The 20,141-nt window shown below is 70.8% G+C and carries 22 protein-coding genes and 1 pseudogene; 10 read left to right on the top strand and 13 right to left on the bottom strand.

The window, feature by feature from the left end; translation table 11 throughout:
• Nucleotides 1–6: 6 nt before the first annotated feature.
• Both ACQCO7_RS02435 and ACQCO7_RS02430 read right to left on the bottom strand, forming a co-directional pair.
• Complete coding sequence (locus ACQCO7_RS02435) at nucleotides 7–1,215, bottom strand: NAD(P)/FAD-dependent oxidoreductase (RefSeq protein WP_464070207.1); 1,209 nt, start codon at nucleotides 1,213–1,215, stop codon at nucleotides 7–9.
• 4 nt (nucleotides 1,216–1,219) lie between these two features.
• On the bottom strand, nucleotides 1,220–1,408 hold the full coding sequence (locus ACQCO7_RS02430; RefSeq protein WP_464070206.1) for a ferredoxin: 189 nt from the start codon (nucleotides 1,406–1,408) through the stop codon (nucleotides 1,220–1,222).
• Nucleotides 1,409–1,641: 233 nt separating this feature from the next.
• Here ACQCO7_RS02430 and ACQCO7_RS02425 point away from each other — a divergent pair, with 233 nt between their 5' ends.
• Entirely contained in the window at nucleotides 1,642–2,997 is a 1,356-nt protein-coding gene (locus ACQCO7_RS02425; RefSeq protein ID WP_464070205.1) for a glutamine synthetase family protein, read from the top strand.
• A 20-nt stretch (nucleotides 2,998–3,017) separates the two neighbouring features.
• Nucleotides 3,018–4,316, top strand: a complete 1,299-nt coding sequence (locus ACQCO7_RS02420; RefSeq protein ID WP_464070204.1) for a cytochrome P450 — start codon at nucleotides 3,018–3,020, stop codon at nucleotides 4,314–4,316.
• A 24-nt stretch (nucleotides 4,317–4,340) separates the two neighbouring features.
• Here the strand turns inward: ACQCO7_RS02420 and ACQCO7_RS02415 are convergent, their stop codons facing one another.
• The 9 genes from ACQCO7_RS02415 to ACQCO7_RS02375 form a co-directional block, all read right to left on the bottom strand.
• Nucleotides 4,341–4,604, bottom strand: a complete 264-nt coding sequence (locus ACQCO7_RS02415) for a response regulator transcription factor (RefSeq protein WP_464070203.1) — start codon at nucleotides 4,602–4,604, stop codon at nucleotides 4,341–4,343.
• Nucleotides 4,605–4,889: 285 nt separating this feature from the next.
• On the bottom strand, nucleotides 4,890–5,777 hold the full coding sequence (gene thpD / locus ACQCO7_RS02410) for an ectoine hydroxylase (RefSeq protein ID WP_464070202.1): 888 nt from the start codon (nucleotides 5,775–5,777) through the stop codon (nucleotides 4,890–4,892).
• Nucleotides 5,778–5,781: 4 nt separating this feature from the next.
• Entirely contained in the window at nucleotides 5,782–6,177 is a 396-nt protein-coding gene (locus ACQCO7_RS02405) for an ectoine synthase (protein ID WP_464070201.1), read from the bottom strand.
• Nucleotides 6,178–6,269: 92 nt separating this feature from the next.
• Nucleotides 6,270–7,532: a diaminobutyrate--2-oxoglutarate transaminase gene (gene ectB, locus ACQCO7_RS02400; RefSeq protein ID WP_464070200.1), complete on the bottom strand. Its 1,263-nt coding sequence runs from the start codon at nucleotides 7,530–7,532 to the stop codon at nucleotides 6,270–6,272.
• A 32-nt stretch (nucleotides 7,533–7,564) separates the two neighbouring features.
• Nucleotides 7,565–8,050, bottom strand: a complete 486-nt coding sequence (gene ectA, locus ACQCO7_RS02395; RefSeq protein ID WP_464070199.1) for a diaminobutyrate acetyltransferase — start codon at nucleotides 8,048–8,050, stop codon at nucleotides 7,565–7,567.
• 73 nt (nucleotides 8,051–8,123) lie between these two features.
• A complete protein-coding gene (gene ehuA / locus ACQCO7_RS02390; RefSeq protein WP_464070198.1) occupies nucleotides 8,124–8,882 on the bottom strand; it encodes an ectoine/hydroxyectoine ABC transporter ATP-binding protein EhuA in 759 nt (252 codons plus the stop codon).
• A gap of 43 nt (nucleotides 8,883–8,925) precedes the next feature.
• On the bottom strand, nucleotides 8,926–9,570 hold the full coding sequence (gene ehuD / locus ACQCO7_RS02385) for an ectoine/hydroxyectoine ABC transporter permease subunit EhuD (protein WP_464070197.1): 645 nt from the start codon (nucleotides 9,568–9,570) through the stop codon (nucleotides 8,926–8,928).
• The gene (gene ehuC / locus ACQCO7_RS02380) at nucleotides 9,567–10,262 is read right to left on the bottom strand and encodes an ectoine/hydroxyectoine ABC transporter permease subunit EhuC (protein WP_464070196.1); all 696 of its coding nucleotides are present in this window, start codon (nucleotides 10,260–10,262) and stop codon (nucleotides 9,567–9,569) included. The genes ehuD and ehuC overlap by 4 nt, the downstream gene beginning before the upstream one ends.
• Nucleotides 10,263–10,277: 15 nt before the next feature.
• Nucleotides 10,278–11,165, bottom strand: a complete 888-nt coding sequence (locus ACQCO7_RS02375; protein ID WP_464070195.1) for a transporter substrate-binding domain-containing protein — start codon at nucleotides 11,163–11,165, stop codon at nucleotides 10,278–10,280.
• A 325-nt stretch (nucleotides 11,166–11,490) separates the two neighbouring features.
• Here ACQCO7_RS02375 and ACQCO7_RS02370 point away from each other — a divergent pair, with 325 nt between their 5' ends.
• Together ACQCO7_RS02370 and ACQCO7_RS02365 are read left to right on the top strand one after the other, a co-directional pair.
• Nucleotides 11,491–11,886 (top strand): MerR family transcriptional regulator, encoded by a 396-nt coding sequence (locus tag ACQCO7_RS02370; RefSeq protein WP_464070194.1) that lies wholly within the window; start codon nucleotides 11,491–11,493, stop codon nucleotides 11,884–11,886.
• A 98-nt stretch (nucleotides 11,887–11,984) separates the two neighbouring features.
• Nucleotides 11,985–12,149, top strand: a pseudogene (locus tag ACQCO7_RS02365) (MFS transporter); the annotation flags it as partial.
• Nucleotides 12,150–12,185: 36 nt separating this feature from the next.
• Here ACQCO7_RS02365 and ACQCO7_RS02360 read toward each other — a convergent pair.
• Nucleotides 12,186–12,530: a winged helix-turn-helix transcriptional regulator gene (locus ACQCO7_RS02360; RefSeq protein ID WP_464077127.1), complete on the bottom strand. Its 345-nt coding sequence runs from the start codon at nucleotides 12,528–12,530 to the stop codon at nucleotides 12,186–12,188.
• A gap of 96 nt (nucleotides 12,531–12,626) precedes the next feature.
• Here ACQCO7_RS02360 and ACQCO7_RS02355 point away from each other — a divergent pair, with 96 nt between their 5' ends.
• The 3 genes from ACQCO7_RS02355 to asnB all read left to right on the top strand — a co-directional run bounded on the left by ACQCO7_RS02355 (nucleotide 12,627) and on the right by asnB (nucleotide 16,844).
• On the top strand, nucleotides 12,627–13,508 hold the full coding sequence (locus ACQCO7_RS02355) for an NAD(P)-dependent oxidoreductase (RefSeq protein ID WP_464070193.1): 882 nt from the start codon (nucleotides 12,627–12,629) through the stop codon (nucleotides 13,506–13,508).
• Between the two features lie 214 nt (nucleotides 13,509–13,722).
• Entirely contained in the window at nucleotides 13,723–14,916 is a 1,194-nt protein-coding gene (locus ACQCO7_RS02350) for a cytochrome P450 (protein ID WP_464070192.1), read from the top strand.
• A 98-nt stretch (nucleotides 14,917–15,014) separates the two neighbouring features.
• On the top strand, nucleotides 15,015–16,844 hold the full coding sequence (gene asnB, locus ACQCO7_RS02345) for an asparagine synthase (glutamine-hydrolyzing) (RefSeq protein WP_464070191.1): 1,830 nt from the start codon (nucleotides 15,015–15,017) through the stop codon (nucleotides 16,842–16,844).
• 168 nt (nucleotides 16,845–17,012) lie between these two features.
• Here the strand turns inward: asnB and ACQCO7_RS02340 are convergent, their stop codons facing one another.
• Entirely contained in the window at nucleotides 17,013–17,492 is a 480-nt protein-coding gene (locus ACQCO7_RS02340) for a MarR family winged helix-turn-helix transcriptional regulator (protein WP_464070190.1), read from the bottom strand.
• A gap of 94 nt (nucleotides 17,493–17,586) precedes the next feature.
• On the opposite strand from ACQCO7_RS02340, the gene ACQCO7_RS02335 reads away from it, so the two are divergent.
• The 3 genes from ACQCO7_RS02335 (at nucleotide 17,587) to ACQCO7_RS02325 (ending at nucleotide 20,140) form a co-directional block, all read left to right on the top strand.
• Nucleotides 17,587–18,831, top strand: a complete 1,245-nt coding sequence (locus ACQCO7_RS02335) for a multidrug effflux MFS transporter (protein ID WP_464070189.1) — start codon at nucleotides 17,587–17,589, stop codon at nucleotides 18,829–18,831.
• Between the two features lie 33 nt (nucleotides 18,832–18,864).
• Nucleotides 18,865–19,104 (top strand): response regulator transcription factor, encoded by a 240-nt coding sequence (locus ACQCO7_RS02330; protein WP_010356085.1) that lies wholly within the window; start codon nucleotides 18,865–18,867, stop codon nucleotides 19,102–19,104.
• A 115-nt stretch (nucleotides 19,105–19,219) separates the two neighbouring features.
• Complete coding sequence (locus ACQCO7_RS02325; protein WP_010356084.1) at nucleotides 19,220–20,140, top strand: pseudouridine-5'-phosphate glycosidase; 921 nt, start codon at nucleotides 19,220–19,222, stop codon at nucleotides 20,138–20,140.
• Nucleotide 20,141: the final 1 nt, after the last annotated feature.

Genomic DNA, 20,141 nt, shown 5'->3' with positions numbered 1-20,141 from the left:
GGTTCCTTAGGCGGTGAAGGCAGGTTGCTGGAGCAGTTCGGCGCGGTAGCGGGTCGCGGCGGCCACGACGGCCCGGCCGCCGAGGGCGACGACACCGATCAGCCGGTCGCCGGCGTGGTGGCCGACGACGACGTCACCATCGGGGTCGCCCTCCAGCACACGTACGTCGTCCTTGCCGAGGACCGGCGCTCCGAAGGACTGCAACCGGAAGTCGTGCTGGTCGCTCCAGAAGGTGGGCAGCGGTGCGAAGGGCGTCAACCCGGCTTCCTGGCCGGTGAGATGGGCGACCAGTGTCCTCGCGGCGTGTTTGGCGGTGTCGGTGGGAATGCACCAGTGCTCGACCCGGCGGGGGACGCCGTCGTAGCGGGCGTTGGGGAAGCGCGCCACGTCGCCGACCGCGACCACCTCGGGGTGTCCGCCGACCCGCAACCCCTCGTCGGTGAGGACCCCGTCGGTCAGGTCGAGCCCGTTGCCCTCCAGCCATTCGGTGTTGGCGACCGAGCCCACCGACTCGACCACGATGTCGGCGGGCAGCACGGTGCCGTCGCTCAGCACGACGCCGGTGACGCGGTCCTCGCCCTCGAACCCGGCGACACCGGTGCCGAGCGCGAAACGCACCCCCCGGTCCTCGTGCCGCTTGAGCAGCGCCCTGGCGAGGAGATCGCCGAGCGGGCCCACCATGGGCAGCGGCAGCGGGTCGACGACGGTCACCTCGGCGACGCCGAGTCCGACGGCGGTCGCGGCCACCTCGCAGCCGATGAAACCGGCGCCCACCACGACGACCCGCACGCCCGGCCGGGTCAGCCCGTCCCGGAGACCCCGGGCGTCGGCGAGGGTGCGTACGGTGTGCCGTCCCGCGAGCGGGCCGGGGCAGGACAGGCGCCGGGGCCGCATGCCGGTGGCGACGACCAGTCCGTCGTACGGCAGTGCTTCGCCGTCGTCGACTTCGACGAGCCGCCGGCCGAAGTCGGCCGCGACGACCTTCGTGCCCAGGCGCCACCGCACGTCGGAGACGCTCGCGCGGGGGCGGAAGGCCAGCGACTCGAACGGGGCCCTGCCCGCGAGGACCTCCTTGGACAGCGGCGGCCGGTTGTAGGGCATGTGGGGTTCGTCGCCGACGAGCGTGACGGCCCCGGTCCAGCCCGCCGCGCGCAGCTGCTCGGCGGCGCGCAGGCCGGCCATGGAGGCGCCGGCGACGACGATGTGTCCGGTCATGGGCTCAGTCCTCGATCCGGATGGCCTGGAGGGGACACACGTCGGCGGCTTCCTCGACCTCGTCGCGCAGCGCGTCGCCGGGGTCGCTGACGTAGGCCAGACGCCCGTTGTCGTCGAGCCGGAAGACGTCGGGTGCCGCGAAGACGCACTGGCCGTGGTCCTGGCACTTGTTCATGTCGACGACGACCTGCATGGCCGGTCCTCCTGGGAGTGAGAGCGTCGGAGCGTCGGAGTGTCATCTCGTTTGGCTTCAAACAACATAGGAAGCCGTCCACCCCTGGTCAATACCTGTCCAGGTGGATAATTTTTTCGGGTCCGCCTCTTGCGGCTCCAAGGAGCCGCCCATACCGTTTGGCCTCAAACAACAGGCCGGGTCCTGCCCGCCGCTCCGCCGCCACCCATCCCCATCCGCCCGAGGAGACATCGGTGAGCGCATCCGACACCCCAGACGTCCGTCAGCACATGGAACGGCTCACCGCCCAGGGCATCGACGTGGTCCGGGTCGTCTATCCCGACCTCATCGGGACCGACCGTGCCCGCGACGTCCTGCTCGACAGCCTGCCGGCCGCCTGCGCCCACGGGCTCGCCTTCTGCCGGGCCGTGTACCACACCAGCCCGCAGGGCGACGTCGTCGCGGCCGGCGGCATCCTGGACGCGGGACTGCCGGACATCTGCGTACGGCCGGACCTGTCCACCCTGACCGCGCTGCCCTGGGAACCCGGCGTGGCGACCTGCCTGGGCGAGGTCACCGACCCGGCGACCGGCATGAGCGCCCCCGAATCGCCCCGTGACCTGCTGCGCTCCGTCCTGGACCGGTGCGCGGAGCACGGGCTGCGCCCCGTCGTGGGTCCCGAGCTGGAGTACTTCCTGCTGGAGTCCGCCCCCGGCGCCGCCCCGGGCTGGCGGCGCGTGCCGGAGACCACCGGCGCCATCTACACCGCCGGCCTGCGCGCCGACCCCCACAACCACCTCCTGCGCACCCTGCGGCAGTTGCGCGAGCTGGGAATCGGCGTCCTCGCGGGCAACCACGAGTTCGACGGCGGCCAGTACGAGATCAACCTGACGCACTCCGCCGCCCTCGACGCCGCCGACCGGGCCTTCCGCTTCAAGGCCGCCGTCAAGGAACTGGCCCGTCAGGAGGGCCGACTGGCCACCTTCATGGCCAAGCCGTTCAACGACGCCGGCGGCTCCGGCTTCCACCTCCACCTGTCCTGCGAGGACGCGGAGGGCCAGAACGCCTTCGACGACCCCGCGGGCGCGTACGGCCTGTCCGCCGCCGCCCGGCACGCCCTCGCCGGCGTCCTCGCCCACGCCCCCGCGCTCGCCGCGCTGGCCAACCCGACCGTGAACTCGTACAAACGCTTCGGGCCGGACACCCTCGCCCCCTGGCTGATCGACTGGGGGCTGGACAACCGCAGCGCGATGGTCCGCATCCCCCCTGAGCGCGGCCCCGGCTCACGCCTGGAACTGCGCCTCGGCGACGCCACCGCCAACCCCTACCTGCTGATCGCCGCCACCCTCGCCGCCGCCCTGCTGGGCATCCAGGCCGGCGAGGAGCCCCCGGCCCCGCTGGAGGGCTACGGCTACGACACCGCCAAAGCCGCGATCCTGCCCACGAGCCTGTCCGCCGCCCTCGACGCCCTGGAGGCGGACACCGCGCTGACCGAAGTGCTCGGCAAGGACTTCACCACCTCGTTCCTCGCCTACAAGCGCAACGAGGTCGAACGCTTCCAACGGCACGTCACCGACTGGGAGTTCACCGAGTACGCCTACCACCTGTGACACCGAGGAGCCCACACCCCATGACCACTGTGCCGCCCGCCCCCACCGCGACCGACGCCATGCGCGAGCCCCTGCCCCTGGACCGGGTCGACCTCGCCGACCTCGACAACTTCACCGACGGAGTGACCCCGTGGCGGATGTTCCACACCCTGCGCCACGAGGACCCCGTCCACTGGCAGCCCGAGGACGCCCCCAACTCCGGCTTCTGGGCGGTCACCCGGCACGCCGACATCGCCCGCGTCGACCGTGACGCGGAGACCTTCACCTCCACGAGGTTCGTCAACCTGGAGGAGGTCGACGAGGACCAGATCAAGAAGCGTGCCTCGATCCTGGAGCTGGACGGCGTGCGCCACCGGGCGCTGCGCAGCCTGATGCAACGCCAGTTCGGTGCGAGCGTCATCAACAGCTACGGCGACTTCCTGCGCGGCCTGACCGCGAAGACACTCGACGCGGCCCTCGCCAAGGGCACGTTCGACTTCGTCAAGGAGGTCTCCGCCGACTTCCCCATCAACGTCCTGGCCCGCCTCCTCGACGTGCCCCCCGAGGACAACCAGCAGCTCATCGACTGGGGCAACCGCATCATCGGCAACACCGACCCCGACTACGCGGACGTCCTGCTGAACAGCGCGGAGAGCGAGAAGTACCGCGATCTGCCGTTCCGTTCCCCCGCCTCCCTCGAAGTCTTCGCGTACGGCCGCGAGCTGGCCCGGCAGCGACGCGGCGGCGACGGCACCGACCTGGTCTCCCGGCTCGTCAACTCCGCGCCCCGCGACGGGATCCCGCTCTCCGACCAGGACTTCGACAACTACTTCCTGCTCCTGGTCGTGGCCGGCAACGAGACCACCCGCCACACCATCACCCACTCCATGCTGGCCCTCCTCCAGCACCCCGAGCAGCTCACCCGCCTCCAGGACGATCCGTCGCTGATCCCCACCGCGGTCGAGGAGTTCCTGCGCTGGGCCTCCCCCGTCTACCACTTCCGCCGCACCGCGACCCGGGACGTCGAACTCGGCGGCAAGCGGATCAAGGAGGGCGACAAGGTCGTCATGTGGTACGCCTCCGGCAACCGCGACGAGGACGTCTTCGGCAACCCCTACGACTTCGACGTCGCCCGCGCCGACAACGACCATGTCACCTTCGGCAAGGGCAGCCCCCACCTCTGCCTCGGCAACCTGCTGGCCCGCACCGAGATCCGCATCATGTTCGAGGAGCTGATCCCGAGGATCGCCGGCATCCGCCTCGCGGGCGACGTGCCCCGCGTCCGCTCCAACTTCGTCAACGGCATCAAACGGCTGCCGGTCGAGGTCACCCTCGCCTGAGACCGGCCGAACGAACCGCCGGTGTCACAGCCCCGCGCGGCTCGCCACGAGCGCGGCCTCCACCCGGGTGTGCACGCCCAGTTTGGACAGCACCCTCTGGACATGTGTCTTGACCGTGCTCTCCTCGATGTGCAGGTGCCGGGCGATCTGCGTGTTGGTCATCGCGCGGCCGAGGAGCGCGAGGACGTCGCGCTCGCGGGGCGTCAGGCCGGCGGGGTCCTCGTGGGCGACGCGGGTGATCAGGCGGAGCGTGGGGCCGGGGGAGACGAAGCCCTCGCCCCGGGCCACCGCGCGGATGCCCTCCAGGAGCGTCGTCGCCGGGTCGTGCGTGAGGACGAAACCGGCCGCGCGCAGGACGCCGAAGAGGTACTCGTCCAGGTCGAAGGTCGTCAGCGCGAGGACGGCCGGCGCGTCGGGGCGGGCCGGAACCCCGGACCCGCATGAACAGATGGAACCCGTCGGCCACCCCCGCCGCCGGCGCCAGCCACCGCGTCCGCGGCTTCGGCAGCGGCGCCACGACCATCCCCGGTATCTCGGATATCCCCGATCGCCAGGAATCCGCCGCTGTCCCGCCTACCGTACGGGTGTGAAGTCCCGCGCCCCGATGAACTCGGGGCGTCGGACCGGTGCGGCGAAGGGTTCCACCGCCTCGTTGTCGACGCTGTTGAAGACGACGAACAGGTTGGAGCGGGGGTAGGGGGTGATGTTGTCGCCGGAGCCGTGCATCGCGTTGCAGTCGAACCAGACCGCCGATCCGGCGGGACCGGTGAAGAGGCGGATGCCGTGGGCGTCGGCCAGTTCGGTCAGGGCCTGGTGGGACGGGGTGCCCGCGTCCTGCATCTGGAGAGAGCGTTTGTAGTTGTCGCGCGGAGTCTCCCCGGCACACCCCAGGAACGTCCGGTGCGAGCCCGGCATGATCATGAGGCCGCCGTTGGTGTCCAGGTTGGGGGTGAGCGCGATGGAGACCGAGACCGTGCGCATACGAGGCAGGCCGTCCTCCGCGTGCCACGTCTCGAAGTCGGAGTGCCAGTAGAAGCCGGACGCGCCGAAACCGGGCTTGACGTTGATGCGGGACTGGTGGACGTACACGTCGGAGCCGAGGATCTGCCGGGCCCGGCCCGCGACGCGTTCGTCACGGACGAGGCCGGCGAAGACCTCGCTGATCCGGTGCACCTCGAAGACGGAACGGACCTCGCCGGAGCGGGGTTCGACGATGGCGCGCTCGTCGGCGCGGACCGAGGGATCGGTCAGGAGGCGGTCCAACTCGGCGCGGTAGCGGGTCACTTCGGCCGGTTCGATGAGCCGGTCGACCGCGAGGAAGCCGTCCGTGTCGTAGGAGGCGAGGCCGGCCGGGGCGATGGGCCCGGGGGTGCCGGGGGCCGACCAGACGACCGGGTCCTGACGGGGGGTCGTGACTTCGCGGGGGCCACGGCTCGGGTAGAGGTCGGTGAGCGTGGTCATGGGATCAGTCCTCCAGGAGCAGGGGATAGACGCCGTTCTCGTCGTGGTCCTCACGGCCGGTGACGGGCGGGTTGAACACGCACACGCACCGGAAGTCGGTCTTGGGCCGCAGGGTGTGCCGCTCGTGGCCGTCGAGGAGGTACATCGTGCCGGGGGAGATGAGGTGGGTGAGGCCGGTCTCGTCGTCGGTGAGTTCCGCCTCGCCCTCGACGCACAGGACCGCCTCGACGTGGTTCGCGTACCACATGCTGGTCTCGGTCCCGGCGTACAGCACCGTCTCGTGCAGCGAGAACCCGACCTTCTCGCGGGCGAGGACGATGCGTTTGCTCTCCCAGGTGCCCGACGCGGACCGGACGTGACGGTCGGTGTTCTCGATCTCCGCGAGAGATCTGATGATCATTTTTACGCCAATCTTTTTGTATGCCGTGCCGGTGTGCCGGTGTGCCGGTGTGCTGGGGCGCCGGGGCGCCTGCCCCGCGCCCGCGCCTCCGCTCAGCCCGACGCCCGCACAGCCCGTTCGAGAATGTCCAGCCCCTCGTCCAGCTCCGCCTCACTCACCGTCAACGCCGGCAGCAGCTTCACGACCTCCCCCTGCGGCCCCGACGTCTCCAGCAGCAGCCCCCGCTCGAAGGCCCGCGCACACACCTCGGACGCCCGCTCCGGGTCCTCGAACTCGACCCCCCACACCAGCCCCCGCCCCCGGCAGGACGCCCCGGCGTTCTCCGCGCACAGCGCGAGCAGCCGCTGCTCGACCTGTTCACCGAGGAGCGCCGTACGCAACTCCGTCTCCTTGTCGGCCCAGTACGCGTGCAGCGCGGCGGTCGCCGTCACGAACGCCGGGTTGTTCCCCCGGAACGTCCCGTTGTGCTCACCCGGCTCCCACAGGTCGAGTTCGGGCTTGAACAGGGTGAGCGCCATCGGCAGCCCGTACCCGCTGATGGACTTCGACACGGTGACGATGTCCGGCGTGATCCCCGCCTCCTCGAAGGAGAAGAAGGACCCCGTACGACCGCACCCCATCTGGATGTCGTCGACGATGAGCAGCATGTCGTGCCGCTCGCACAGCGTCGCGAGCCCGCGCAGCCACTCGGGCCGGGCGACGTTGATCCCGCCCTCCCCCTGCACGGTCTCGACGATGACGGCCGCCGGATGGTTCAGCCCGGACCCGGTGTCCGCGAGGAGCCGCTCGAACCACAGGAAGTCCGGGACCTGCCCGTCGAGGTAGTCGTCGAACGGCATCGGTGTGCCGTGGACCAGCGGAATCCCGGCCCCGGCCCGCTTGAACGCGTTCCCGGTGACCGCGAGCGACCCCAGCGTCATCCCGTGGAAGGCGTTGGTGAACGAGACGACGGACTCCCGCCCCTTCGCCTTGCGCGCCAGCTTCAGCGCGGACTCGACCGCGTTGGTCCCCGTCGGCCCCGGGAACATCACCTTGTACGGCAGGCCGCGCGGCTTGAGGACGAGGTCGTGGAAGCTTTCGAGAAAGGCCCGTTTGGCGGTGGTCGCCATGTCCAGGCCGTGCGTGATGCCGTCGTTCTCCAGGTAGTCGAGCAGCGCGCGTTTGAGTACGGGGTTGTTGTGGCCGTAGTTGAGGGAACCGGCACCGGCGAAGAAGTCCAGGTAGCGGCGGCCGTCCTCGGACCACAGCCGGCTGCCCCGGGCCTGGTCGAAGACGACGGGCCAGCCCCGGCAGTAGCTGCGGACCTCGGACTCCAGCAGTTCGAACGTGCTCATGGGCGTCTCGATGGTGGTCATGCGGGTACTCCAGACAAAGGTGGGGGGGTGGTTCAGCGAAGGGGGCCGATGCGGTGCAGCACCTCGGGCTCGTGCCCGTCGCCGGGAAACAGCTCGTCGTCGAAGAGGACGGTCTCCTCGACACCGGCCCCGTGGCGCGCCGCGTACGACGCGAAGAGCGCGCGCGAGGCAGAGTTGTCCGGCGTGATGGTGGTCTCCACGCGGGACGCGGCGACCCGTACGGTCAGCGCGTCGAGCAGGGCACCGGCGAGGCCCCGGCCCTGATGGGTGTCGTCCACGGCGATCTGCCAGACGAAGAGGGTGCCGGGCCGGTCGGGCCGCAGATAGCCGGTGACGAACGCGACCGGTTCGCCCTCGTGCCGCGCGACGGCCGAGGTGTCCGCGAAGTCACGGCACCAAAGGAGGTAACTGTAGGGGGAGTTGAGGTCGAGAACCCGGGAGTCACGGGCGATGCGCCACAGCGCGGCACCGTCGTCCACGGTCGGTCGGTCGATGGTCAGGGCAGGCTGGAAGGGCATGAGTCCCTAGGGTCGGGAACGGGGGCACGTGCGGGGGAGCGGTCCGGCGGACCGCGCGCCGAAGTACGGGAGTTCACAGCACGGCGCTCAGGAATTCCCGCGTGCGGCGGTGACTCGGCGCGTTGAAGAGCTGCTCGGGGCTTCCCGCCTCCACGACCTGCCCCGCGTCGAACATCAGGACCTCGTCGGAGACGTCCCGCGCGAACCCCATCTCGTGGGTGACGCACAGCAGCGTGATGTCGGTCGTGGCCGCGATCTCCCGCAGCAGGTCGAGGACGCCGGAGACGAGTTCGGGGTCCAGCGCCGAGGTCACCTCGTCGAGCAGGAGGATCTCCGGCTCCATCGCGAGCGCCCGCGCGATGGCGACGCGCTGCTGCTGCCCGCCGGACAGCCGCGTCGGATGCTCCAGCGCCTTGTCCGCGAGGCCGACCATGTCGAGGAGTTCCCGCGCCCGCGCCTCGGCCTCCTCCTTGGGCCGGCCGAGAGCGCGTACGGGGGCCTCGGTGATGTTGCGCAGGACGTTCATGTGCGGGAACAGGTTGAAGTGCTGGAACACCATGCCGATCCGGCGCCGGACCTGCCGCAGGTGCTTCTCGTCGGCGGGCTTCAGGGAGCCGTCGTCCGCGCGCCGGTGCGACAGCGGTTCGCCGTCCACCCAGATCACGCCGTCCGACACCCGCTCCAGCGTCATCAGCAGCCGCAGGATGGTGGTCTTGCCGGAGCCGGACGGGCCGATCAGCGTGATGTGCCGGCCGCGTTCGACACGGAAGTCCAGCTCGTCGAGGACGGTGTGCTCGCCGTAGCGCTTGACGACCCGTTCGAAGCGGATCATCGGCGGCACGGTCACAGGACTGTTCTGGGGATGGGGTGCGATGTCAGTGGCCAAGGCGTTGCTCCAGTTTCCGCAGGGCGAGCGAGGTGGGGTAGCTCGCCAGCAGGAAGACCAGTCCGGCGAGGGTGAAGGCTTCGGGGTAGGCGAAGTGGTCGGCGCCGTACTCGCGGGCCCGCGCGACCATCTCCGACACCGTGATCACGGCGAGGAACGGGGTCTCCTTGAACATGGCGATCGCGTAGTTGCCGAGCGCGGGCAGCACCGTACGGACCGCCTGCGGCAGGACGACGTCCCGCCAGGTCCGCGACGGCGACAGCGACAGGGCCCGCGCGGCCTCCCACTGGCCCTTCGGTACGGCGTCGATGCCGGCGCGGTACACCTCGGCGAGGTACGCGGAGTAGTGGACGCCGAGCACCGCGACACCGATCGTCAGCGGCGGGACGGAGGTGAACACCGCGTACGCGCCCACGAGTTGGACCAGCAGCGGGGTGGAGCGCACGAACTCCAGCACCGCCTTCAAGGGAAAGGTCACCAGGCGGCTCGGCGCACGCCCGCCGATCGCCGGCGCGAGGCCGAGGACGGCGGCGACGAGAGTGCCCAACACCGTTGCCAGGACAGTGGTCCTGAAGCCTTCGAGCAGCAGGGGGAGCGCCTCGCGGGCGGCTTCCCAGTTCCATGGGTAGTTCACGGGCGGCCTCCGGTCATGACCATCGAGGTCCGTCCGAGGCGCGCGGCGGCGTGCCGCTCCAGCACCCGCATCCCGGCCGTCAGCAGCCACGCCAGCGCGAAGTACAGGACCAGCAGCGTCAGATACGCGGGCACCGTCTCGCCGGTACGGTCACGCAGCGTCTGGACCACCGTCGTCAGATCCGCCACCGAGATCAGCCACAGCAGCGGCGTCGCCTTCAGCATCTGGATGAGGAGGTTCGTGAACGGCGGGATCATCTGCGGCCACGCCTGCGGCAGCACGATGCGGTAAAGCCGTTGCAAGGGAGTGAAGTTGAGCGCCACGGCGGCCTCACGCTGCGGGCCGGGCACGGCGGCGAGCGCGCCCCGGACGACCTCGGAGCCGTACGCCCCGTAGTTCAGGCCGAACGCGAGGACCCCGCAGACCAGCGGGCCGAACTCGTACCCCGTCAGCAGCGGGAACGCGTAGTACAGCCAGAAGAGCTGGATGTACAGGGACGTGCCCCGGAAGAACTCGACGACGATCCGCGACGTCCAGCGCAGGGCGCGCGGGCGGGCCTCGGCGGCCAGGCCGCACGCGAACGCGACGGCGACGGCGAGCAGCGCGCCCAGCGCGGTCGCCTCGACGGTCACCCACAACCCCGAGCCGACAGAGGGGAGTTCGGAGAAGAAGACGGACAGGAAGTCACCCATGGCCGTGCCTCCGCGTCACGCGGCGCACAACTGCGCGGTCGTCAGGTTCGCGGGCGGGAGTTCGGCGGCGGTGAATCCGTACGGGGAGAGCAGCTTCACGTACCGGGCGCGGTCCGAAGTGACCTTCTTCAGCTCGGTGTCGAAGGCGTTCCGCAGGGAGGTCGCGCTCTTGCGGAAGACGGCGCCGCCCGGGCTGTACTGCTTGACCCCGCCGACCATCGGCACGAACGGCTCGGTGACCGACAGGCCCTTGTTCGTCCTCGCCAGCCAGCGCAGCGAGATGCCGGTGAGGACGAAGGCGTCGATCCGCCCGTTCTTCACGGCGTCCGCGCCGTCCTGCGGCTTCGTGAGCGTCTTGACCTTGCCGGACGAGATCCCGGCCGCCTCCACGTACCCCTTCTCGGCGGCTCCCGACATCACCCCGAGGGTGACCCCGGCCCGCTTCGCCGACTCCAGGTCGGTGAGCTTCTTCGGGTTCCCCGCCGGGACCATCATCGCGGTCGGCGAGATGAACTCCGGCTCCGAGAAGGCGGCCTTCTCGCAGCGGTCGGGGAGGATCGCCATGCCGGCGCTGATCACCTCGTACTTCCCCGCCAGCAGACCCGGGATCAGCCCGTCCCACTCCGAGAACACCGGCCGCAGCTCCGGTACGCCGAGCGCCTTGAACACCTCGGCGTGCAGCGCGGGCGCCTCCCCCTTGAGGTCGCCGCCCTCCTCGAATCCGTACGGCGCCTCGTTCGCGTATGCGACTTTGACGTACCCCCGCTTCCTGAGGCTCGCGAGCAGATCCGCGTCGCTCGCGCCCCCGCTCTCGGTCTTGCTGCACGCGGCGACCCCCGCGAGGGCACCGGCCGAGGCAAGGCCGAGGAGCCGGCGGCGGGTCAGGACGGTCTGGCTGAGCATCAAGTGGTCCTCTGATCGAGCAAACGTTTTCGTCGTGCCGGGGCGCCTGCCCGGACTCGGAGTTGTATGTCCGCCGACCTGCCAGTGTTATGGGCTCGTGTCCGAACTGTTTCGAGATCCTTAGCGAAGATCGGGTTTAGGGTGTCGCAGCTCGGTCCATGTGTGAATCGGCAGGTCGAAGCGGGGAGATGGGGTGAACCTTTCGGCCGGCCGGGAACGCGTACGGCGCCGGGTGCCCGTGGTGGCGGGAAATGTGCGGGCGGATTCGGCGACGCGCTATGAAAGAGCGCCGTACGGCACGGACAGAGAGAGGGGCACACCCCGCGTGAGCAGCGAGCACATGCAGATCGGCGAGGTCGCCGCACGCACCGAACTGTCGCTGCGCACGATCCGCACCTACGAGGACGCCGGTCTCGTCACCCCCTCCGCCCGCTCCCAGGGCGGCTTTTGCCTCTACACCGAGTCCGACGTGGCCCGCCTCATGGTCATCCGCCGCATGGCACCCCTCGGCTTCACCCTGGACGAGACGCGGGCCCTCCTGGAGGCCATGGACCGCCTGGACTCCGGCGTCCACCTCCTGCCCCGCGAACGCGCCCGCCTCCTCGACCGCATCCGGGGCGTCGAACGGGCCGCGCAGCACCGGGTCGCGGACCTGCGCACGCAGCTGGACCGGGCACAGGAGTTCGCCGACACCCTCGCGGGCCGGCTCGCCCGCAGATGAGTTCCGGCCCGGAGGAGCCGGCTGCCCTGGTCGCGGTGGCACCGGACCGTCGTGATCGGGCTCGGGACCGTGTGGGTGCTCGACGGGCTTGAGGGCTCGCGGACCTCACGGAAACGGTCCGCGTGGCCGACACGGTGCCGGCCTTCTCGATCGGCGCGGGCCTGATGTGCGCGGCGGGCCTGGTGGCCGTGGCGCTGGCGATCGCGGCCGAACGCCGGTCGTTGGAGGACATCGCCAGGCCGCTGTCGGCGCTGAGGAAGTGACGCCGGGAAGCGCGAGGCTGAACGGCGGCCGGGCGATCAGCCCCCCACCTCGGCCCGCCCCCGCCCCCACGCGGCCAGCGGTGCCAGCGCCTCGTTCAGCCGTACCCCGTCCTCGGTCAACGAGTACTCGACCCGAGGCGGCACCTCGTCGTACGAGACGCGCAGCACCACCCCGTCCGTCTCCATCTCCCGCAGATGGGAGGCGAGGACCTTCTCGGTGACCCCCGGCAGCAGACGCCGCAGCTCACCGAAGCGGCGGCAGGGGTGTTCGTGGAGGGCCCACAGGATCAGCACCTTCCACTTGCCGCCGATCACCTCCATGGCCGTGTCGATGCCGCAGGCGTGTCCGTCCGGTCCGCCCGGCCGGTTCACCGTCGTCATTCCGTACCCTTCCGACGTGCTCACTCACCCCGGGGTAACCACCCACTCCGAAGTGCGTACTTGATCACCACCGGGCCCGCGACGAGCCTAATCGGCATGACAAGCAACGCAGTTGAGAAGACGCCCGTGACCCTGCTCGGCCTCGGCGCGATGGGTACCGAACTGGCCCGCGCCTGGCTCGCCGCTGGTCACCCGCTCACCGTCTGGAACCGCACCCCGTCCCGCACCACCGCCCTCGCGGCCGACGGCGCACGGGTCGCCGACACCGCCGCCGAGGCGGTCGCCGCGAACTCCCTGGTCGTCGTCTGCCTGTTGGACGACGCCACGGTCGAAAAGGCGCTGTCCGACACCGACTTGACGGGCCGCGACCTGGTGAACCTGACCACCGGCACCCCCGCCCAGGCCCGCGCCCGCGCGCAGTGGGCCCGCGAGCGCGGCGCCCGCTACCTGGACGGCGGGATCATGGCCGTCCCCCCGATGATCGGCGTACCCGAAGCCGGCGGATACGTCTTCTACAGCGGCTCGCGGGAGCTGTTCGAGCAGCACCGGGAGACCCTGGCCGCCCCGGTCGCCACCACGTACGTCGGCGACGACGCGGGTTTCGCGGCCCTGTACGACGTGGCGCTGCTCAGCGCGATGTACGGCATGTTCGCCGGGGCCGCGCACGCCTTCGCCCTGATCCGCAAGGAGGGCATCGACCCCACGTCGCTCGCCCCGCTGCTCGCCGACTGGCTCACGGCGATGGCCCCGTCGGTGCACCAGACCGCCGACCAGCTGCGGACCGGCGACTACACCGAGGGCGTCGTCTCGTCCCTCGCCATGCAGACGGCCGGTACGCCGACCTTCCTGAACACCGCCGAACAGCAAGGCGTCAGCACCGAACTGCTCGCCCCGTACTTCGCGTTGATGCGCCGCCGGCTCGCGGAGGGCGGCGGGGAGGAAAGCCTGACGGGGGTGATCGACCTCCTGGTGCACTGAAGCACGTACAAACAGCGACAAACCGTGAAGTGACCGACCCACATGATTTCTTCACGTGCGTGGTGGTCGAGAAGTGTGTGAAAGGTGAAGTAACTCGCCTACGATCCCAGCAGGCCCGGCTCGATCACGGTTTCCCTGTCTGACCTGGTGAAACTCGTCCGCTTCGCGGCAGAGCCGGGCGCGCCGGAGACGTCCTGAACGAACGACGGAAAGAGTGCTCACATGCCCCCCCACTCCGCCCTCGCTCCCCGCCGAACGCCCCCTCCTCGACCCCGCCGCCGAGTACCGGAGCTGGATCACCGAACGCCCCCTGGACCGCATCACCCTCTGGGGCGACCTGAACCCGTGGCTGGTCACCCGGTACGACGACGCGCGAGCCGTCCTCAGCGACGCCCGGTTCAGCTCCGAGAACTTCCGGCCCGGTTTCCCGGGGCTCCAGCCGACGACGCCCCCGCGCACCCCGGGCCAGCTGTTCGCGATGGACCCGCCGGACCACACCCGGCTGCGCCGCATGCTGATACCCGAGTTCACGTTCCGCCGGGTGGAGCAACTCCGCCCGGCGATCGGGCGGATCACCGCCGAACTCGTCGACGGCCTTGAGGCACAAGGGCGTTCGGCGGACCTCGTCGAACACTTCACCCTCCCGCTGCCGCTCCTGGTGATCTGCGAACTCCTCGGAGTCCCGTACTCCGACCGGGAGTTCATCCACCGCCAGGCCGCCGCGTTCGCCACGGTCTCGGCCGGCCCCGAGGCGATGCGCGCCGGCTGGGGCGCCCTCTTCGGCTACCTCCAGGAACTCCTCGCGGTGAAGGCCGGCGACCCCGCCGACGACCTGATGAGCCGCCTCGCCACCGAGCGCGTCGCCACCGGCGAGGCCACCGCGGCCGAAGCCGCCGGGCTCCTCGTACAGGTCCTCATCGCCGGGCACGAGACGACGGCCAGCATGCTCTCGCTGGGGACGATCGCCCTCCTGCGCCACCCCGACCAGCTCGCCGCGCTGCGGGCCGACGACAGCCTCGTACCCGGCGCGATCGAGGAACTCCTGCGCTACCTGACGATCGTCCACATCGGCATGCGGCGGATCGCCACCGAGGACGTCGAGATCGCCGGGGTCACCATCCGCGCCGGTGAGGGCGTCGTCGTGGCCCTCCAGGCGGCCAACCGCGACCCCGCGGTCTTCGAGAACCCCGACACCTTCGACCTCACCCGCGAACTGGACCGACACCTCGCCTTCGGTCACGGCCTGCACCACTGCCTCGGCCAGTCCCTGGCCCGCGCGGAACTCCAGATCGCGCTGCCGATGCTGTTCGAGCGCCTGCCGGGTCTGAAACTGGCTAAGGAACCGGAGGAGTTCGCGTTCGCCGGACGCGCGGTGCACGGCGTGGAGCAGCTGCCCGTGACCTGGTGAACCCTGTCCACCTGACGGAGTCGTGATCACCGCATTGCCCCTTCCCCTCCCGCCTCGGCAGGCTCGGGCGGATGTCCTGACGAGGAGAGGGGTTCGCCGTGTGCGGACTTGCCGGTTGGATCGGGTACGAGCGTGATCTGAGCGGGGACACAGCTGTCGCCGAGGCCATGAACGGCACACTGGAGTGCCGGGGGCCGGACTCGCACGGGGTGTGGACCTCACCCCGTGCGCTGCTGGCCCACCGGAGGCTGGCCGTCATCGACCTCGAAGGCGGCCGGCAGCCGATGGAGGCGGAGGCCGGACCGGTCCTCACGTACACCGGCGAGACGTACAACTACCAAGAACTGCGCGAGGAGTTGAGGGCGCTCGGGCACGCCTTCCGGACCGACTCCGACACCGAGGTGGTCCTACGGGCCTACGAGGAGTGGGGAGTCGGCTTCGCCGAGCGCCTGACCGGCATCTACGCCCTCGCCCTGTGGGACCCGCGCACCGAGGAACTCCTCCTGGTCCGCGACCGGATGGGCGTCAAACCCCTCTACTACTGGCCCACTGCGGACGGTGTGATCTTCGGCTCCGAACCCAAGGCGATCCTCGCGCACCCCGACACCGAGGCCGTCGTGGACGCCGAGGGCCTGCGGGAGGTCTTCGGCATCGTGAAGACGCCGGGCCACGCCGTGTTCAAGGGGATGCGGGAGGTCCTGCCGGGTACGGTGCTGCGGTTCACGCGCTCCGGGAGCGAGGAGGTCCGCTACTGGCGCCTCGCCGCGCACGAGCACACCGACGACCTCGACACGACCATCGCCCACGTCCGTGCGCTCCTTGAGGAGATCGTCGCGAGCCAGCTCGTCGCCGACGTCCCCGTGGGCACGCTCCTGTCCGGCGGCCTCGACTCCAGCGCCGTCACCGCGCTCGCGACCCGCTCCAGTGACAAGCCCGTCCTCGCGTTCTCCGTCGACTACAAGGGACTCGGCGAACAGTTCGAGGCGAACGTCCAATGGACCGACCCCGACACCCCGTTCGCCGTCGAGGTCGCCCGGCACGTCGGCGCCGAGCACGTCATCGTCGAACTCGACAACGCCGACGTCCTCGACGACGACGTACGCGAACAGGTCCTGCGCGCCCAGGACCTGCCCGTCTCCACCGGCGACATGGAGTACTCCCTCCTGCTGCTGTGCCGGGCGCTGAAGGAGCGCATGACCGTCGCCCTGTCCGGTGAGGCGGCGGACGAACTCTTCGGCGGCTACACCTGGTTCCACGACCCGGCCGCCGTCGAGGCCGACACCTTCCCCTGGCACCACCCCTTCGAGAAGGCGGGCGGCATGGGGGCGCTGCGCACGCTGGGCCTGTGGAGCAGGCTCGGGCTGACCGAGTACGTCAAACAGCGCTACACCGAGGCCCTGGAGGAGGTGCCCCGGCTCGCCGGGGAGAGCGGACACGAGGCGCGTATGCGGGAGTTGACGTACCTCAACCTCACCCGCTGGGAGAACTTCCTCCTCGACCGCAAGGACCGCATCTCGATGGCCACCGCCCTCGAAGTACGCGTCCCCTTCACCGACCACCGGCTCGTCGAGTACGTCTACAACGTCCCCTGGGCGATGAAGAGTTTCGACGGCCGCGAGAAGAGCCTCCTGCGCGCCGCGATGCGCGGAGTCCTCCCGGAGTCGGTCCTCGACCGCAAGAAGACCCCCTACCCGTCCACCCAGGACAAGGGCTACGAACAGGCGCTGCGCGAGCGCCTGGAGACGGTCATCGCCGACGACGGCGCACCCGTCCTGCTCCTCGCCTCCCGCGAGGAGATCCGCCGCCTGCTGGACGCCCCCGACGGCAGCTACGCGATGGGCGGCCCCTGGAGCGCACGGGCGGTCCTGGAACGGCTCGTCGAGTTCGACCGCTGGGTCAGGTCGTACGGGGTACGCGTCGAGCTGTGACCGGCCGGGGCCCGTCGTCCGTACGGCGGGCCCTGAGGGCCTGTGTCACATCCCCGGCCGGGCGCCCGCCGCCTGGCACGCACGCTCGCCGCGTTGCCGAACCGCCCACGTGACTCCGCCACGCGGGCGCTCCGGCGCCTTGCGATCGCACGCACCAGACGACGCGCGCTATCCGGCCGGGGATGTGACACAGGCCCTCAACGACCCGGCGAGCGAGCGCAGCGCGGGGGCCGCCCCCGACAGCGCCGCCCGCTCGCCGGGCGTCAGCGCCCCCAGGGACTCCGCGAACAGCCGCGCCCACTCCTGCTCGATCATCGCCATGCCCTGGACAGCCGCCATGGTCGGGAAGAGCCGTACGGCACGCCGGTCCGCCGGGTCCGGCTCCCGGCGCACCAGCCCCCGCGCGACCAGTCCGCGCACGGTCGTACTGACGTTGCTCGCGTGCATCCCCAACTCCTGCGCGAGCACGCCGACTCCGCTGCCGGGGGAGTCCAGGAGCTGGCGGAGCACGTCCAGTTCGGCCGGGGGCAGTGCGGGGAGCCCGGCCTCGGCGGTGCCGCGCAGGCGCAGGACGCGCCCCAGGGTGTGCAGCACAGGGGCCAAGTCCCGCGCCTCGCGCAGGAGTTCGGCGTCGGCCTTCGCGTCCATGCGCCCACTCTAACAATGCTTATATATCTATAGCTATCCACGACGAGCTGTTCACGACGTACGCCACTCCTCACGAACCTGCCTGGAGCCCGAGATGTCCTCGCCACCCCGGCCCGCCGCCCTCCTCACCGCGACCCTCGCCCTCCTCTCCTTCGGTATGCCGCTCGCCACGGACATGTACCTCCCGGCCTTCCCGAAGATGGCCGACGACCTCGGCACCGACGCCTCCGGCGTCCAACTCACCCTCACCGCCTTCCTGCTGGGCCAGGCGGCGGGCCAACTCGTCTTCGGCCCCCTCTCCGACCGGCACGGCCGCCGCCGACCCATCCTCGTCGGCGCGGCGGTGTGCGCGCTCGCCACCGCCCTGTGCGCACTCTCCCCGAACCTCGCCACCCTCATCGCCCTGCGCTTCGTCACCGGCTTCAGCGGCGCCGCCGGGCTCGTCGTGGGCCGCGCGGTCGTCTCCGACGTCGCGACCGGCGCCGTCGCGGCGAAGCTGTTCGGCGTCCTGATCGCCCTCGGCGGCATCGCCCCGATCGTCGCCCCCCTCGCCGGCGGCGCCGTCGTCACCCACGCCGGAGGCTGGCGCGGCGTCTTCTGGGCCCTCGCCGCGATCACCCTGCTGATGCTGATCGCCGCGCTGTTCTTCATCCCCGAGAGCCTCCCGGCGGAGCGCCGCCGCGCGGGCGGGGTCGCGGCCACCCTCCAGACCGCGCGCTCCGTCCTCGCCGACCGCGTGTACGTCGGCTACACGCTGGCCTTCGTCTTCGCCTGCGGCGCCCTCTTCTCGTACATCTCCGGCTCGGCGTTCCTTCTCCAGAACGTCCTCGGCCTCACCGTCGGACAGGCGTCCGTCGCCTTCTCTCTCGGCGCCCTCACCGCGACCCTCTCCAGCACCGCCAACACGAGACTCGTCGGCCACTACCCACCCCGACTGCTCCTGAAAATCGGCCTGTTCACCATGTTCGCCGCCAGCGCCGCCGCGCTCCTGGTCACCCTCAGCGGCCACCTCGACCGCGTCCTCGCCCTCGGGCTGATCGCCGTCACGTTCCTCGGCCTCGGGCAGGTCTTCGGTACGGCGACGGCGCTGGCGATCGAACGCGTTCCGTACGCCGCCGGTACCGGCTCCGCCGTCCTCGGCACCCTCCAGGGCGTCCTCGGGGCGGTCGCCGCGCCGCTCATCGGGCTGGGCGGCGACGACACCGCCGTACCGCTCTTCACCGGCATGACCGGGTGCTGCCTCGTCGCGCTGCTCGCGCTGCTGCTCACGCGTGATCCCGGCGAGCCTCGACCTGACACACTTCCCGGGCACCTGACGATCTCTGGCGACCGGCGTTGACCCGTCCAGCCGGACTGCGTGAGGCTCGCTCGCATGTCACCGACCGAAACCTCCCGGACGCGTCCGGTCACCGGCTGGCACAGCCTCACCTGTGCGGAGCTGCGGGTGGCCCGGCTCGTCGCCACCGGCCTCAGCAATCGCGCCGTCGCCGAGCGGCTCGTCGTCTCGCCGCACACCGTGGACACGCATCTGCGGCACGTCTACGCGAAGCTGGCCATCCGCAGCCGGGTCCAGCTCGTGCGGCACGCCCTCCAGCACGAGTCCGACTCCTGACCCATCCTCCCCGCCGCGCGCCCTGCGGACATCACGTCTTCACGTGATGCGGACTCCTCGCGCCGACCGGCAGGGTGTGCGGCGTATCGACGCCCACGGAAAGGCAGCCGGCCCCATGGATTCGCTTCTCGCCGTCAGTGAAGAGGTGCGTGCCGCCCTCGACGAGCACCGTCCCGTCGTCGCGCTGGAGTCCTCGCTCATCGTCAACGGGCCTGCCTATCCCGCCAATACGGAACTCGGGCTGGAGATCGAGAAGGCGGTGCGGGACCGGGGGGCCGTTCCCGCGACCATCGGGATCGTCGACGGGAAGTTCGTCGTCGGCATGGACGCCGACCTCATCGAGCGGTTCGCCTCCAGCAAGGGGGTGCCGAAGGTCAGCGCCCGGGACCTCGGGGCCGTCCTCGCCGGTGGCGGGCTCGGCGCAACCACCGTTGCCGGTACGGTCGTTCCCGCCGCCCGCGCCGGGATCGGGGTGTTCTCCACCGCCGGGATCGGCGGGGTGCACCGGCGGGCCCAGGAGACGTTCGACGTGTCCGCGGACCTTCAGCAGTTCACCCGGAGCCGGGTCGCCGTGGTGTGCGCCGGGGCCAAGTCCATCCTCGATCTCGGGCTCACCGCCGAGTACTTGGAGACCGCGGGGGTACCTGTTCTCGGGTACCGGACCGGGACCCTGCCCGCGTTCTACGTCCGCGAGTCCGACGTTCCGGTGAGCCGGGTCGACGATCTCGCGGTCGCGGCTCGGGCCACCTGGCTGCACTGGGAGGTCAACGGGGACCGGTCCGTGTTGTTGACGGCTCCCATCGACGAGCAGGACGCTCTTGACGGGGACGAGATCGAGGCCGCGATCGCCGCCGCGCTGGCCGAGGCCGATGCGGCCGGCGTGCGGGGAAACGCGATCAGCCCGTTCCTGATGCGGGCGCTCACGTCCGTCACGGCCGGGCGCAGCGCCGCCGCCACCCGTGCGGTGTTGTTGTCCACGGCCCGGGTCGCGGGCGAGTTCGCCGTCGCGCTGGCGGCTACGCGAGAGGAGCGCTGAC

This window comes from Streptomyces saintjeani (assembly GCF_055409605.1).
Note: the sequence above shows the minus strand (reverse complement) of the source record. Positions and strands in the feature narration are given on the sequence as shown.